The 15,357-nt window shown below is 47.4% G+C and carries 12 protein-coding genes and 1 tRNA gene; all 13 read left to right on the top strand.

Annotated elements, in window-relative coordinates; translation table 11 throughout:
* Positions 1 to 66: 66 nt before the first annotated feature.
* Positions 67 to 216: a 50S ribosomal protein L33 gene (rpmG, locus tag OSQ85_RS13910; protein WP_128466051.1), complete on the top strand. Its 150-nt coding sequence runs from the start codon at positions 67 to 69 to the stop codon at positions 214 to 216.
* Positions 217 to 234: 18 nt separating this feature from the next.
* Positions 235 to 310, top strand: a tRNA-Trp gene (locus tag OSQ85_RS13905).
* A gap of 357 nt (positions 311 to 667) precedes the next feature.
* Positions 668 to 847: a preprotein translocase subunit SecE gene (gene secE, locus OSQ85_RS13900; protein ID WP_265823909.1), complete on the top strand. Its 180-nt coding sequence runs from the start codon at positions 668 to 670 to the stop codon at positions 845 to 847.
* A 13-nt stretch (positions 848 to 860) separates the two neighbouring features.
* Complete coding sequence (gene nusG / locus OSQ85_RS13895) at positions 861 to 1,385, top strand: transcription termination/antitermination protein NusG (protein WP_265823908.1); 525 nt, start codon at positions 861 to 863, stop codon at positions 1,383 to 1,385.
* A gap of 15 nt (positions 1,386 to 1,400) precedes the next feature.
* Positions 1,401 to 1,826: a 50S ribosomal protein L11 gene (gene rplK / locus OSQ85_RS13890; protein ID WP_128466054.1), complete on the top strand. Its 426-nt coding sequence runs from the start codon at positions 1,401 to 1,403 to the stop codon at positions 1,824 to 1,826.
* A gap of 68 nt (positions 1,827 to 1,894) precedes the next feature.
* Entirely contained in the window at positions 1,895 to 2,593 is a 699-nt protein-coding gene (gene rplA / locus OSQ85_RS13885; RefSeq protein WP_265823906.1) for a 50S ribosomal protein L1, read from the top strand.
* 323 nt (positions 2,594 to 2,916) lie between these two features.
* Entirely contained in the window at positions 2,917 to 3,435 is a 519-nt protein-coding gene (gene rplJ, locus OSQ85_RS13880; RefSeq protein WP_265823905.1) for a 50S ribosomal protein L10, read from the top strand.
* Positions 3,436 to 3,447: 12 nt separating this feature from the next.
* Positions 3,448 to 3,828, top strand: a complete 381-nt coding sequence (rplL, locus tag OSQ85_RS13875) for a 50S ribosomal protein L7/L12 (protein ID WP_265823903.1) — start codon at positions 3,448 to 3,450, stop codon at positions 3,826 to 3,828.
* A gap of 106 nt (positions 3,829 to 3,934) precedes the next feature.
* Positions 3,935 to 7,918, top strand: a complete 3,984-nt coding sequence (gene rpoB / locus OSQ85_RS13870; protein WP_265823902.1) for a DNA-directed RNA polymerase subunit beta — start codon at positions 3,935 to 3,937, stop codon at positions 7,916 to 7,918.
* Between the two features lie 2 nt (positions 7,919 to 7,920).
* The gene (gene rpoC / locus OSQ85_RS13865) at positions 7,921 to 11,976 is read left to right on the top strand and encodes a DNA-directed RNA polymerase subunit beta' (protein ID WP_265823901.1); all 4,056 of its coding nucleotides are present in this window, start codon (positions 7,921 to 7,923) and stop codon (positions 11,974 to 11,976) included.
* Between the two features lie 361 nt (positions 11,977 to 12,337).
* Entirely contained in the window at positions 12,338 to 12,709 is a 372-nt protein-coding gene (rpsL, locus tag OSQ85_RS13860; protein ID WP_128466060.1) for a 30S ribosomal protein S12, read from the top strand.
* A gap of 11 nt (positions 12,710 to 12,720) precedes the next feature.
* The gene (gene rpsG / locus OSQ85_RS13855; protein ID WP_265823900.1) at positions 12,721 to 13,191 is read left to right on the top strand and encodes a 30S ribosomal protein S7; all 471 of its coding nucleotides are present in this window, start codon (positions 12,721 to 12,723) and stop codon (positions 13,189 to 13,191) included.
* Between the two features lie 11 nt (positions 13,192 to 13,202).
* On the top strand, positions 13,203 to 15,278 hold the full coding sequence (gene fusA / locus OSQ85_RS13850; protein ID WP_265823899.1) for an elongation factor G: 2,076 nt from the start codon (positions 13,203 to 13,205) through the stop codon (positions 15,276 to 15,278).
* The last annotated feature ends 79 nt before the right edge of the window (positions 15,279 to 15,357 follow it).

Here is a 15,357-nt window from a genome sequence, read left to right as displayed (position 1 = left end):
TCGTGAGGGTGGTAGAACAGTCGGTGCAGGTGTTGTTACCGAGATTATCGAGTAAGGAAACTTGAAATGAGAGAAAAAATAATCCTTGCATGCACAGAGTGCAAACGCAGAAACTACAGCACTACTAAGAACAAAAAGACCATGACCGGTAAACTTGAACTTAGCAAGTACTGCAAGTGGGACAGAAAACACACTGTTCACAAGGAAACAAAATAATTTTTGAAAAGATAGAGTAGGTCAGTAGCTCAATTGGCAGAGCATCGGTCTCCAAAACCGAAGGCTGCAGGTTCGATTCCTGTCTGACCTGCCATTTTTTAAATTATCGCATGTGCAGGGCGAACTTGTTTCGCCCTATACGTGTCGATAGAAACAGTACCTTGCAGACCGTGAGCGGTTACAGGAGAACCACAGGATGTAGGTTCTCCGAAATAAAGAAAGTAAAAGAGGCACAGGATGTGCCGACGCCGTGCGGAACGAAGCCGCACAGGTGCGGCGCGAGTGGCTACAGAAGAACCACAGGATGTAGGTTCTCCGAAATAAAGAAAGTAAAAGAGGCACAGGATGTGCCGACGCCGTGCGGAACGAAGCCGCACAGGTGCGGCGCGAGTGGCTACAGGAGAACCACAGGATGTAGGTTCTCCGAAATAAAGAAAAGGATGTGCTGACTATGGGAAAGCTTCAAACTTTCATCAACGAAGTCAGAGAAGAACTTAAAAAAGTCATCTGGCCCACCAAAGACGCTACCATGGGCACTACTGCGGTAGTTATTGTGATCTGCCTTATCTGTGCAATCTATCTTGGTGTAGTAGATTACGGGCTTTCAAAGCTTACCCAATTCATTTACTAGGAAAGGGCGTATTATGGCGAAAAAGTGGTATGTAGTCCATACCTATTCGGGTTTTGAGAAACGTGTGAAGACCCTTCTTGAAGAGAAGGTCAGAAACTCAAATCTCGAAGACCAGATAGAAGACGTGCTTATCCCCACGGAAGACGTAGTAGAGCTGAAGAAAGGCAAAAAGAAAATCAGCAAAAAGAAAACCTTCCCCGGCTATATCCTCGTACACATGGAAATGAGCACGGAAAACTGGCATGTTGTCAAAAACATACCTAAAGTTACCGGCTTTGTGGGAGGAATAAATCCTGTTCCCATCCCCGAAGAAGACGTAAAAGCAATGATTGACCTCGCTAAATCACAGGCTCCCCGAATGACCGCAAAATATGTCAAAGATGACAAAGTTGAGGTTATTGACGGACCGTTCAACGGATTTATCGGAACTGTTGACGAGGTTAACCCTGATAAAGAGAAAGTTCGCGTTATCGTGAGCATTTTCGGAAGACAAACGCCCGTAGAACTGGACTATCTGCAAGTAAAAAGAGTCGGATAGTCCGGGAGGTTATAAATGGCCAAAAAAGTACTTGGACAGCTTAAACTTCAGGTTCCGGCCGGCAAGGCTAACCCTTCACCCCCAATCGGTCCCGCTCTGGGTCAGAGAGGGGTGAACATAATGGAATTCTGCAAGTCGTTTAACGCTGCAACCCAGAACATGGGAGATTACATTATCCCTGTTCAGCTCACAATTTTTGAAGACAGAAGCTTCACTTTTGTTCTCAAAACTCCTCCTGTTACTCAGCTTATCAAAAAAGAGCTGAAGATTAACAGCGGCAGCAGCAATCCTAAAAAGGATAAGGTCGGCAAACTCACAAGGGAACAGCTTGTAAGAATCGCCGAGCACAAACTTCCTGACTTCAACACCAAAAACATTGATGAAGCAGTTAAGATTGTTGCAGGTTCCGCACGCAGCATGGGTGTGGAAGTAGAGCTTTAATAAGCTCTTGTACAAATTTGTATGTTGCATCAGTGCGGTTTTCCGCATGAATGCACGGAGTCATTAACATGGCAAAAGGGAAACAGTACCAGGCTGCTTCCGAGAAGGTAGACTGCGAAAAGCTCTACGACCTGGAAGAGGCAATTGCCCTCGCAAAAGAAGTCGCATTCGCGAAGTTCGATGAAACTGTCGACATCGCAGTGAAGCTCGGAGTAAACCCCAAACACGCAGATCAGATGGTGAGGGGCTCAGTCAGTCTGCCTAACGGAACAGGTAAGACCGTGAGAGTGCTTGCATTCGCAAAAGGCGATAAAGCCAAAGAAGCGAAAGATGCAGGTGCAGATATTGTCGGTGATGAGGAACTTGTTGAAAAGGTTCAGGGCGGCTTTATGGATTTCGATAAAGTTGTCGCAACACCTGACATGATGGCTCTCGTCGGTAAGCTCGGACGTGTACTCGGACCGAGAGGACTTATGCCTAACCCCAAAGTGGGTACGGTAACGCCTAACATAGGTAACGTGGTGAAAGAACTCAAAGCGGGTATGATTGAGTTCCGTGTTGATAAAAACGGTATCATCCACGCTATCGTAGGCAAAAAAAGCTTCGACTCTCAGAAACTTTTTGAGAACGTCAAGGCACTTCTGGAAACTCTCGTACGTCTTAAGCCTTCAACAGCTAAAGGACAGTACGTAAGAGGGATCACAGTTTCTACCACAATGGGACCCGGCGTTAAGGTAGACCACCAGAAAGTGATTAACACACTTTAAGCACACAATCTGGTTTAAGAAGCAGGTGTCTGCGGAGTTTTCCACAGCGTAAGTCCTGCGGAGATCGGTTGAGATAGAATATCTAACCGTCTTAGAGCAAAGAATTTTCCAGTGGCACAGCAATGTGTCCGCGCCCGCTTATTTGCTTCTGCAAAGTGCGAGTGTGTACGAGAATCCTGCTGGATGTACGGGTTTTCGTTATTCGGTAGGAGGTACAGTGATGTACCGACGCCGTGCGCAGCGTAGCTTTGCTTCTGCAAAGCGCGAGCGTGTACGGAAATCCGACAGGATGTACGGATTTTCGTTATTAAATGGAGGACAGCGTGACAAGAGAAGAGAAAAAACAGTATGTTCAACAGCTTACTGAAGAAATCAAAACAAGTGATGCGCTGTTCTTGGCAAATTATAAAGGACTGACTTTCCCTCAGCTTACTGCTATCAGAACTGCGGTGAAAGAAAAAGGCAGCGATTTTAAAGTCGTCAAGAACACACTTGTCAAAATCGCTCTGCACAACAACGGAATTGAGTCTCTCGATGAGACACTCAAACTCTGCACGGCCTGCACCATCGTAAACGGTGATGTTGCCGCTGTCGCCAAGGATATGAAAAAATTCGCCAAAGATTACGACAAGTTCGAAATTAAAGGCGGTTACCTTGACGGCAACCTTCTCTCCGGAGAAGACGTGAACAGACTTGCTGACCTTCCTTCAAGGGAAGTGCTCCTCGGAAGAGTGCTTGCTACGATGAACGCTCCTGCGTCCAACTTCGTGTCACTCCTCAGCAACGTTCCCCGCAGCTTCCTGAATGTGCTTAATGCGATCAAAGATCAAAAACAAAGTTAATGGAGGACTTAAATGTCTGTAACTAAAGAACAAGTAGTTGAATTTATATCAAATATGACAGTAATCGAGCTCGCAGACTTCGTTAAAGAACTTGAAGACAAGTTCGGCGTTTCCGCTGCTGCTCCCGTTGCTATGATGGCTGGCCCCGCTGTTGCTGCTGAAGCTGCAGTAGTTGAAGAGCAGACAGAGTTCACCGTTATCCTCAAAGACGGCGGCGAGAAAAAAGTTCAGGTTATTAAAGTTGTTCGTGAACTTACCAACCTCGGACTTAAAGAAGCTAAAGCACTCGTTGACGGCGCTCCCGCTCCCGTTAAAGAGGGCGTTTCCAAAGAGGAAGCTGCTTCTATCAAAGCTAAACTTGAAGAAGCCGGCGGTACTGCTGAAGTTAAGTAATTACTTCTTAAATCAGGAAAAACTTGATCAGTATAAATCGGGGGCGCAAGTAGCGCCCCCATGCCTTCTTTAACATTTAGCGGATACATCCCACAGGTGATAAAATATGGATTCAACTAGAAAGCCTATTGAGAGAGTCAGTTTCTCAAAAATCCAGAAAGTAATTGATATGCCCGACCTTATAGAGGTTCAGAAGCGCTCTTATGTTGAGTTCCTTCAGGAAGGAGTTCCTACAGACGAGAGAGAACAGAAGGGTCTTGATGAAGTATTCAGGGAAATCTTTCCGATCACCGACTTTAATGAAACATCAGTTCTTGAATATATCAGTTATACTCTTGAAAAACCCAAATACACGCCCAGAGAAGCAATCGACAGAAGCACGACCTTCGCAGCTCCGCTGAAAGTGAAAGTGCGTCTTGTCAATTATGATATAAATGAAGAATCAGAAGAAAAACTCGTCAACTCCGCAAAAGAGTCCGAGGTTTATCTCTGCGACATCCCCCTGATGACAGACAGAGGAACCTTTGTGATAAACGGCGTTGAGAGGGTTATCGTGAGCCAGCTTCACCGCTCGCCGGGAATATTCTTCGAAGATATTACGGCGTCCAAAAGCGTTGTGGAGAAACACCTTTACAGTGCGAGAATCATCCCCTACAGAGGTTCATGGATAGATTTTGACTTCGATGCGAAAAACGTAATGTACGTCCGTATCGATAAGAAAAGAAAAATACCCGTTACCGTTCTGCTCAAAGCACTCGGCATGACCGAACTTAACATCCTCAACACTTACTACGACATGGTTAATGTGCGTGTTGAACCGAACGGAAACATGACAAAGGACTACAACGAAGCTCATGTTGTGGGTCAGAGAAACAGCCTTGATATAACCGATGAAAACGGCGAAGTAATTGTCAAGGCTAACCATAAAATAACAAAAGCGGCCAGAAAAAGAATTTCCGCAGCGAAGATCACCCGTATCCCCATAACCCTTGAGGATATACTTGACACCTTCTTCGGCGAGGACATAGTCAGCGAAGACGGCGAAGTGGTTCTTGAAGCCGGTGCTCCGGTTACGGAAGAAGCTTTTGAAAAGCTTGCGGAAAACGGCATAAACGAGTTCAAGGTTCTGTTTATCGACAGACAGTCCTCTGACAGCATTATCCGTGACATTCTGTACGTTGACAAAGTAAAAACTCAGGAAGAGGCTCTTATCGAGATTTACAGAAAGCTCCGCCCCGGCGAACCTGCCACAGCGGAAACTGCAAGATCTCTTTTCGACAACCTTTTCTTTAATTCTAAACGCTACGATCTCTCAAGGGTCGGACGCCTTAAGATAAATAAAAGACTTGGTCTCAGCATAAACCTTGACCACACCACTCTGACCAAGGAAGACATAGTCGAAACCGTGCGCGTGCTTGAAAACATCCGTAAAGGCATAGCAAATGTGGATGACATTGACCACCTCGGCCACAGAAGGGTGAGGGCAGCAGGCGAGCAGCTCCAGAACCATATCAGGATCGGCCTTGCCAGAATGGAGAAAACCGTTAAGGAAAGAATGAGTATTCAGGATATTGAGGATCTCACTCCTCAGGATCTTCTGAATGCGAAACCCCTCAGCGCGTCCATCAAGGAATTTTTCGGAAGCTACCAGCTTTCCCAGTTCATGGATCAGACAAACCCTCTGAGCGAAATTACGCACAAGAGAAGGCTGTCTGCCCTCGGACCCGGCGGTCTTAACCGTGACAGAGCAGGGTTTGAAGTCCGTGACGTTCATACATCACACTACGGAAGGATATGCCCCATTGAGACACCTGAGGGCCCGAACATCGGTCTTATCACGTCTCTGACGACATATTCCAAAATAAATGAATTCGGCTTCATTGAAACGCCTTACAGAAAAGTTTCGGACGGCGTTGTAACTAATGAGGTTGTGTACATGTCCGCAATTGAGGAAGAGGATTTCTATATAGCTCAGGCTAACGCTCTTCTTGATAAGGATAACAAATTCGTCAGGGAATACATAGCTGCAAGGTACATGGGCGAATCTCTCCAGACTCCCCGTGAAAACATCCAGTATATGGACGTTTCACCGAAACAGATAGTTTCAGTTTCATCAGCGCTTATCCCCTTCCTTGAGCATGACGATGCGAACAGGGCTCTCATGGGTTCAAACATGCAGCGTCAGGGTGTGCCTCTTATCCGTACCGATTCCCCCATAGTGGGAACAGGCATGGAGATGAAATGCGCAATTGACTCAGGCGCTGTTGTAATCGCAGAGCATGCCGGTATTGTGGACTTTGTTGACGCGGTTAAGATAGTTGTCCGCTACAACGAAAAAGACGATTTCGGCGTGGATATATACGACCTGGTTAAGTACAGAAGATCAAACCAGGACACCTGCATAAACTTCAAGCCTATAGTTGATAAAGGCGACATAGTGAAAAAAGGGGACATCCTCGCGGGCGGCCCCGCGACACAGGGCGGAGAGCTTGCTCTCGGACGCAACATCGTCGTGGCGTTCATGCCTTGGATGGGCTACAACTACGAAGACTCCATCCTTATTTCACAGAAAGTCGTTAAAGAGGATGCCTACACTTCAATCCACATCGAAGTTTTCGAAGTTGAAGCAAGGGATACCAAACTCGGACCGGAAGAGATCACATCAGATATTCCCAACGTAAGCGACGAGGCTCTGAAAGACCTCGACGAAAGCGGGATCATCCGTGTGGGCGCGAAGGTTAAACCCGGCGATATACTTGTGGGTAAAGTGACTCCCAAGGGCGAAACTCAGGCTACCCCCGAAGAAAAACTCCTCAGAGCAATCTTCGGTGAGAAAGCAGGCGATGTTAAAGACGCTTCGCTGAGAGTTCCCCCCAGTATAAAAGGTACGGTTATCGGCGTTCAGGTAATGACCAGACGCGGTATAGATAAAGACAGCCGTACCGAAATTATCGAAATGAAAGAGTACGCGGACATCAAAAAGGACTATGAACGTTCTATCCGCGCTCTTGAAGATGCAAGAAAGGCGAAAATTATCTCCATTCTTGCCGGTAAGAAACTTATAGACGCTTTTAAAGGCGAAAAAATAAGCCTCGACTCAGGTACGGTTGTTAAGGCGGAAGAGCTTAAAGGGCTTGACTACACTGACCTTGTGAACCTTCCCATCGAAGGCAGAAGAGACTTTGAAGAGCAGCTCGTAGGCATCAACAACGTTTACTTCAAAAAAGTGAAGGATGCAGAAGAGCTCTACAAAGACAGGAAAAAGAAGGTCGAGAAAGGGGACGAACTTCCCGCTGGCGTTCTTAAATCCGTAAAAGTCTATGTAGCTATCAAAAGAAAGCTCAGCGTGGGCGATAAAATGGCCGGCCGCCACGGTAACAAAGGGGTTGTGTCCAGAATCCTCCCCGAAGAGGATATGCCTTACCTTCCCGACGGAACACCTGTGGAAGTGGTTCTCAACCCGCTTTCAGTTCCTTCAAGGATGAACATAGGGCAGATTCTTGAAACCCACCTCGGCTGGGCGGGCAAAGCCCTCGGCGTGAAGTTCTCAACTGAGGTCTTCGACAGCGCACGTGAGAGCGATATTAAGGAAATGCTCACCAAGGCAGGCTTTCAGGAGGATGGACAGACTATCCTTTATGACGGAAGAACAGGCGAGCGATTCGATCAGGAAGTTACAGTGGGCGTTATGTACTACATGAAGCTCCACCACCTTGTTGATACAAAAATCCACGCCCGTTCAACAGGCCCGTACTCACTCGTCACTCAGCAGCCACTCGGCGGTAAAGCCCAGTTCGGCGGTCAGCGTCTCGGTGAGATGGAGGTCTGGGCTCTGGAAGCATACGGCGCGGCGAACATACTTCAGGAAATGCTCACCGTTAAATCGGATGACGTGGAAGGAAGAACAACTGTTTACGAATCAATCGTAAACGGAAACTTCAGCTTCTCGCCGAGCATGCCGGAGTCATTTAACGTACTTATAAAAGAGCTTCAGGGTCTTGCACTGGATCTTGAGCTTATGACGCTTGATAATTTACCCGAAGATGAATCGGACGGACAGGGTTCCGCCGATAGCAGGGAGGACTCATAATTATGAAGAAGAGTACTCTTTTTGACGAAAAATCACATGTGTTTTTCGACTCTATAGCAATACGCATAGCAAGCCCCGACAAGATCAGAACATGGTCCTCCGGGGAGGTTACAAAGCCTGAAACGATCAACTACCGTACCTTCAAACCTGAAAGGGACGGTCTGTTCTGCGCAAAAATCTTCGGACCCGTGAAGGACTGGGAATGTCTCTGCGGTAAATACAAGAGGATGAAGCACAGAGGAATAGTCTGCGAAAAGTGCGGCGTTGAAGTCATTCAGTCCAAAGTGAGAAGGGAGAGAATGGGTCATATCGACCTTGCTTCCCCCGTGTGCCACATATGGTTCTTCAAAGGCACGCCCAGCAGGATAGGCTCACTCCTTGACTTAAGCATCAAGGACATTGAACGCATTATCTATTTCGAGTCATATATTGTCACCAATCCGAAAGACACTCCCCTCAAAGAGAAGGAGCTTCTTACGGAAGACCACTACCGCAGGGCAGTGGACGAGTACGGCCCCAATGCATTCGTTGCCAAAATAGGCGCGGAGGCTATCAAGGATCTGCTCAAGCAGGTGGATCTTGATATTCTTCTCCTTGAACTTAAGGAAGATCTGAGAGACACCACCAGCATGCAGAAGAAACTGAAGCTCGCCAAACGCCTCAGAGTTGTTGAAGCTTTCCGTAAAAGCGGCAACAGACCTGAGTGGATGGTTCTGGACGTAATCCCCGTGATTCCGCCTGAGCTTCGCCCCCTTGTTCCCCTTGACGGCGGAAGGTTTGCCACAAGCGACCTTAACGACCTCTACAGAAGGGTAATAAACAGGAACAACCGTCTTAAAAAGCTCATGGAGCTTAACGCGCCTGAAATCATCATCCGAAACGAAAAAAGGATGCTTCAGGAAGCGGTTGACGCACTGTTTGACAACGGCAGGAGAGGCAGGGTAATCCGCAGCTCCAACAAACGCCCCCTTAAATCACTTTCCGATATGATTAAAGGAAAGCAGGGACGTTTCCGTCAGAACCTTCTCGGTAAAAGGGTGGACTACTCCGGACGTAGCGTTATTGTTGCCGGACCCCATCTTAAAATGCACCAGTGCGGTATACCGAAGCTTATGGCTCTTGAGCTTTTCAAACCCTTCCTTTACTACAAGCTGGAAAAGGAAAGGGGCATAGCCTCCACCATAAAACAGGCGAAAAGAATGGTGGAAGAGCAGAGACCAGAAGTGTGGGATGTTCTGGAAGAGGTTATCAGGGAACACCCTGTTCTCCTTAACCGTGCGCCTACGCTCCACAGGCTCGGTATTCAGGCGTTTGAACCTATGCTGGTTGAAGGCAAGGCGATTCAGCTTCACCCCCTCGTATGCCCCGCATTCAACGCGGACTTCGATGGTGACCAGATGGCTGTTCACGTGCCTCTGTCTTATGAGGCGCAGCTTGAGGCAAGAACCCTCATGCTTGCCTGCTACAACATCCTTTCCCCTGCACACGGAAAGCCTCTGGCTGTTCCCACGCAGGATATGGTTCTCGGTATATACTACCTGACACGCGGCGCGAGAAACGCCAAGGGCGCAGGCAAAATCTTCTCCTCACCTAAAGAGGTAAGAATAGCCTACGATCAGGGTCAGCTTGATATTCACGCCGAGATTAAGGTCAGGATAAACGGCAAACGCTATGACACTGTAACGGGAAGGATCATCCTTTTCGAAATAGTGCCTGCCGGAATAGACTTTGATATTGTTAACCAGCTTTTCACCAAAAAAGACCTGGTTAAGCTCGTTGACTATATATATAAGAAGCTCGGCAACTACCACACGGTAGAGTTCCTTGACAACCTGAAAAACCTCGGTTTTGCTCAGGCGTGCAGGGCCGGTTTCTCCATATGTCTTGACGACCTTATAATACCTCAGGAAAAACCTGAGCTGATCAATGCTGCCATGCAGAAAGTGCGCGAAATTGAAGAGCACTACCGCGAGGGTGCGCTGACTTCAGGCGAGCGTTACAACCAGATAATCGACGTTTGGTCCACAACCAACGACAAAGTCACTGAGAAAATGATGAAAACCATTGAGACTCAGGGCGGCGATAAATCAAAAGAATACAAAAGAGACCGTTTCTACAACGCCATACACGTAATGGCGCACTCAGGAGCGAGAGGTTCAAAAGCACAGATAAGCCAGCTTGCAGGGATGAGAGGTCTTATGGCCAAACCCTCAGGAGAGATTATCGAGACGCCCATTACCTCAAACTTCCGTGAGGGGCTTACGGTTCTCCAGTACTTCATCTCCACACACGGTGCAAGGAAAGGTCTTGCGGATACCGCTCTTAAAACGGCGAACTCCGGTTACCTTACCAGAAGGCTTGTGGACGTTGCTCAGGACGTTATCATCAGCGAAGAGGACTGCGGAACAATACGCGGTATCGAAATTTCCGCCCTTATGGAAGGAACGGAAGCTGTTGAACCCCTTGGTGAGCGTATCCTTGGCCGCTACACTCTGGAAGATGTGTACGACCCGATCACTGATGATCTGATAGTTGAAGGCAACAGCCTTATAACTGAGGATCTCGTGGAAAAGATCGAGGCCTCAGGTCTTGACAGGGTAAAAGTGCGTTCGGTTCTTACCTGCGAATCCGAGCACGGCATATGCCGCCAGTGCTACGGCCTTGATCTCGCCACAAGACGTATTGTCGAAGTCGGTGAGGCAGTGGGTACAATAGCAGCACAGTCAATCGGTGAACCCGGTACGCAGCTTACGATGAGGACATTCCACATCGGCGGTGCGGCATCCTCATCAGCCGAGCAGTCGAGCCTTAACGCCAAATTCGGCGGAACCATCAGGTTCGATGACATGAAAACTGTTCTGAACAGGGAAGGCTTCCCCGTAGTTCTTAACCGTAACGGCTCTCTCCAGATTCTTGATAAATCTGAAAGAGTCCTTGAAAAATATAACATAGCATACGGAACCAAACTGCTTGTGAAAGACGGCGCCACGGTTAAACAGGGCGACCTGATAGCCGAGTGGGACCCCTATGTTGCGGTAATCCTTACGGAATACCCCGGCCGTGTTGCTTTCGGCGATATAGTCGAGGGCGAAACGCTTAAAGAGGAGATCGACCCCATCACAGGTCTTTCCCAGAAGGTTATCATCGCCAACACAAGAGGCAAAAAACAGCCCCGTGTGTCCATTAAAGGCGATGACAACAAAACGATCCAGCGCTACATCCTCCCCATCGGGGCTCTGCTTCAGGTGGATGAGGGCGATATGATCGAGCCCGGCGATGTAGTTGCGAAAATACCCAGAGAAACCACTAAAACAAAAGATATTACAGTGGGTCTTCCCAGGGTTGCTGAACTCTTCGAAGCGAGAAGACCGAAAGATCCCGCAGTTATTGCAGAGATCGACGGTATAGTGAGCATAGAGAACACCGCGCGCGGTCTTCGTAAACTCACCATCGAAAACGAAGAGACAGGCGTTAAGAAAACATACAGCATTTCCGTTCAGCGTTATATCAACGTCCACGACGGTGACAGGGTAAAAGCCGGTGAATCTCTCATCGACGGTCTTGTGAACCCCCACGATATTCTGGCTGTTCTCGGCGAGGATGCTCTCCAGAGATATATAGTGGATGAGATTCAGGAAGTTTACCGTAAACAGGGTGTTGCGATTAACGATAAGCACATCGAGACAATCGTTCGCCAGATGCTGAAAAAAGTTGTGATAGAAGAACCCGGCGACTCTGAGTTTATGCCTAATGAAGAGGTTTACAAGGCAGAGTTCGCTGCTGAATACCAGAGACTGGTGGCAGCGGGGCTCACTCCTCCTTCGGGCAAGGCAGTGCTTCAGGGGATCACAAAAGCGGCTCTTAATACACAGAGCTTCTTCTCCGCAGCCTCCTTCCAGGAGACAACGCGCGTCCTCACCGATGCGGCTTGCTCCGGAAAAATGGATGAGCTCAGAGGGCTTAAAGAGAACGTTATCATCGGTAAGCTTATACCGGCGGGAACGGGCTCCAAGTTCATCCAGAGCAAAAAGTTCAAATTTATCAATCCTGCAAAATAACATAAGGGGCCGCCTCAAAAGGGCGGCCTTTTCTTTTTCAAGAAAACAGTTTTCTTTTCATTCTCATTGTGCTAATAAAACAGGCTCATCTTAAATGCCCGTCCGGACGGGAATTTCACACTGAATATCCTTTGGTAAAACTTCTTGACATTGTACAAAAGCATTGCTACTATTCTTGCTCTTTCGCCCTGAATGTATAGTTGCGCTCAAAATGCGCTCTAAAGCTTCAAAGGCTTGGTAATTGAGGCTGCATAAAGATTTTAAAGTTAAATTACAAAGTAGGGACGGCAAGAAATTACAGTTGGCCGTTCACGTAAGATTTGAGTTTGATAGAAACTCACAAGAATTTTGGAGGTGCTAGGTGCCTACTTTGAACCAATTGGTCAGAAAAGGAAGAAAACAGGTCCTTAAAAAGACCAAATCTCCTGCATTGCAGGGCAACCCCCAGAGAAGGGGAGTTTGCACCAGAGTGTATACTACTACACCGAAAAAACCCAACTCGGCTCTTAGAAAAGTCGCAAGGGTAAGGCTTACGTCAGGTATCGAGGTAACAGCGTATATTCCCGGTATCGGCCACAACCTTCAGGAACACTCAGTTGTTCTCGTAAGGGGCGGAAGGGTAAAAGACCTTCCCGGTGTGCGCTACAAAATCGTTCGCGGCGCGCTTGATACAGACGGCGTTAAGGACAGGAAAAAATCCCGCTCCAAATACGGCGTTAAGAAACCGAAATAAGGTGATAGGAAATGGCAAGAAGAAGAGTTGCTAAAAGGCGTGAGGTAAATATCGACCCTATTTACAAGGACGCGATTGTTACCAAATTCATCAACATCCTCATGCTTGACGGAAGAAAATCCGTTGCAGAAAGAGTTTTTTATGAAACGATCGATACTATCGGCCAGAAAACCGGCGAAAACGGCATAGATGTTTTCAGAAAAGCTATCGAAAATGTTAAGCCTCAGCTTGAAGTTAAATCAAGAAGAGTGGGCGGCGCAACTTATCAGGTTCCCATCGAAGTGCGTCCCTTAAGAAAACAGGCTCTCAGCATCAAATGGATCATTGCTGCTGCAAGAAGCAAAAAAGAAAGAACCATGGTAGACCGTCTTGCAGGTGAACTCATCGATGCCGCAGGCGGAAAAGGTATTGCTTTCAAAAAGAAAGAAGATACCCACAGAATGGCAGAAGCTAACAGAGCTTTCGCTCACTTCAGATGGTAAGGGAGGGTTAGGTGGAAAAAACTATACCATTAAACCTTCAGCGTAACATCGGTATCATGGCTCACATTGATGCCGGTAAAACCACAACCACTGAAAGAATTCTTTTCTATACAGGTATGTCACACAAAATCGGTGAGGTACATGACGGCGGAGCCACTACCGACTGGATGGAGCAGGAGAAAGAGCGTGGTATCACGATCACTTCAGCGACAGTACAGTGCTTCTGGAACAACCACCGCATTAACGTTATCGATACACCCGGACACGTTGACTTCACAATCGAAGTTGAGCGTTCACTTAAGGTTCTTGACGGTGCTGTTACTGTTTTATGTGCAGTGGGCGGCGTTCAGCCTCAGACTGAAACTGTCTGGAGACAGGCAGACAAGTACGGCGTTCCCCGTATCATTTTCGTTAATAAAATGGACAGATCCGGTTCTGACTACTTCAAAGTTCTGAGTGATATTAAGTCGAAACTCGGCGCTAATCCCCTTCCCATACAGCTCCCCATGGGCGCTGAAGACGCTTTTGAGGGCATAATAGACCTCGTTAAAATGCAGTCAGTAACATGGGACGGAGAGCAGCTCGGAGCTAAATACACTTACAGCGACATTCCCGCTAATCTTCTTGAGCAGGCGAAAGAATACCGTGAAAAACTCATGGATGCTGTTTGCGAATTAGATGACGATCTTATGAACAAGTACTTCGAAGGCGAAGAGATAACCGAAGCTGAAATCATCGCAGGTCTCAGAAAAGGCTGCATCGGACGCAAGTTCATACCTGTGACATGCGGAACTGCTTTCAAAAACAAAGGTGTTCAGACTCTTCTGAACGCGGTTGTTGATCTTCTCCCCAGCCCCATCGACATTCCCCCCATAAAAGGGAAAAGCATGAGCGGCGACGGCGAAATCGAAAGAAAAGCTGATGACAGTGAGCCTTTTGCTGCTCTCGCATTCAAGATTATGACTGACCCCTACATGGGACAGCTTACATACTTCAGGGTATATTCAGGCTGCCTTGAAGCAGGTAACTATACTCTTAACTCCACTAAGGACAAAAAAGAGCGTATAGGCCGTCTTGTAAAAATGCAGGCTAACAAACGTGAGGAAATAAAAGAGATTCACGCTGGCGATATTTGTGCGACAGTTGGTCTTAAATACACTACCACAGGCGACACTCTCTGCGATGAGAACAAACCTGTAATTCTTGAATCAATGGAGTTCCCTGAGCCCGTTATTTCGGTTGCCATCGAACCCAAAAGCAAGAACGATCAGGATAAGCTTTCCATAGCTCTCGGCAAACTTGCTTCAGAAGACCCCTCTTTCAGAGTTAAGGTTGATGAGGAAACAGGCCAGACAGTTATTTCCGGTATGGGTGAGCTTCACCTTGAAATCATCGTTGACAGGCTTATGAGAGAATTCAAAGTAGAAGCCAACGTGGGTAACCCCCAGGTTGCATACCGCGAAACTTTCAGAAAATCTGTCAAAACTGAAGGGAAATACATCAAGCAGACAGGCGGCAGAGGCCAGTATGGTCACGTTTGGCTTGAGATTGCTCCCCTCGCACCCGGAGAAGGCTTCCAGTTCGTCAACAATATTGTCGGCGGTACTGTTCCGAAGGAATATATCCCCGCAGTACAGAAAGGTATTGAAGAAGCTCTTGAATCAGGCGTTTCCGCAGGCTTCCCCGTTGTTGACTGCAAAGCGACGCTTACCGACGGTTCATACCACGATGTCGACTCTAACGAGATGGCATTCAAAATTGCCGGTTCAATGGCTTTCAAAGCCGGTATGAGAAATGCAGATCCCGTTATACTTGAGCCTATCATGAAAGTTGAAGTTGTATCTCCCGATGAATACACGGGTGATGTAATGGGTGACCTCAGCTCAAGAAGAGGCAAGATCGAAGGTATGGAAATGAGAGGTTCCGCTCAGGTAATCAACTGCTTCGTGCCCCTTAAGGAAATGTTCGGTTATTCAACAAATCTCCGTTCAATAACTCAGGGACGCGCAACTTACAGCATGCAGTTTGACCACTATGAGCAGGTTCCCAACAGCGTAGCTGAAGAAATTAAGAAAGCTAATTCATAAGAATAGAGAATATTAGGAGGAATACAGATGGCTAAAGCTAAGTTTGCTAGAACGAAGCCCCACGTCAACGTAGGAACAA

The sequence above is a fragment of the Geovibrio ferrireducens genome (assembly GCF_026226615.1).
In the GTDB taxonomy this organism is placed as follows: Bacteria; Chrysiogenota; Deferribacteres; order Deferribacterales; family Geovibrionaceae; genus Geovibrio; species Geovibrio ferrireducens.
This window is presented reverse-complemented; position numbering and strand designations above follow the sequence as displayed.

Excerpts from the sequence above, each read along its gene's own strand:
- rpoB (WP_265823902.1), top strand. The coding sequence starts at position 3,935 with ATGGATTCAACTAGAAAGCCTATTGAGAGAGTCAGTTTCTCAAAAATC.
- rplL (WP_265823903.1), top strand. The coding sequence starts at position 3,448 with ATGTCTGTAACTAAAGAACAAGTAGTTGAATTTATATCAAATATGACA.
- nusG (WP_265823908.1), top strand. The coding sequence starts at position 861 with ATGGCGAAAAAGTGGTATGTAGTCCATACCTATTCGGGTTTTGAGAAA.
- rplK (WP_128466054.1), top strand. The coding sequence starts at position 1,401 with ATGGCCAAAAAAGTACTTGGACAGCTTAAACTTCAGGTTCCGGCCGGC.
- rpmG (WP_128466051.1), top strand. The coding sequence starts at position 67 with ATGAGAGAAAAAATAATCCTTGCATGCACAGAGTGCAAACGCAGAAAC.
- rpsG (WP_265823900.1), top strand. The coding sequence starts at position 12,721 with ATGGCAAGAAGAAGAGTTGCTAAAAGGCGTGAGGTAAATATCGACCCT.
- rplA (WP_265823906.1), top strand. The coding sequence starts at position 1,895 with ATGGCAAAAGGGAAACAGTACCAGGCTGCTTCCGAGAAGGTAGACTGC.
- secE (WP_265823909.1), top strand. The coding sequence starts at position 668 with ATGGGAAAGCTTCAAACTTTCATCAACGAAGTCAGAGAAGAACTTAAA.
- rpoC (WP_265823901.1), top strand. The coding sequence starts at position 7,921 with ATGAAGAAGAGTACTCTTTTTGACGAAAAATCACATGTGTTTTTCGAC.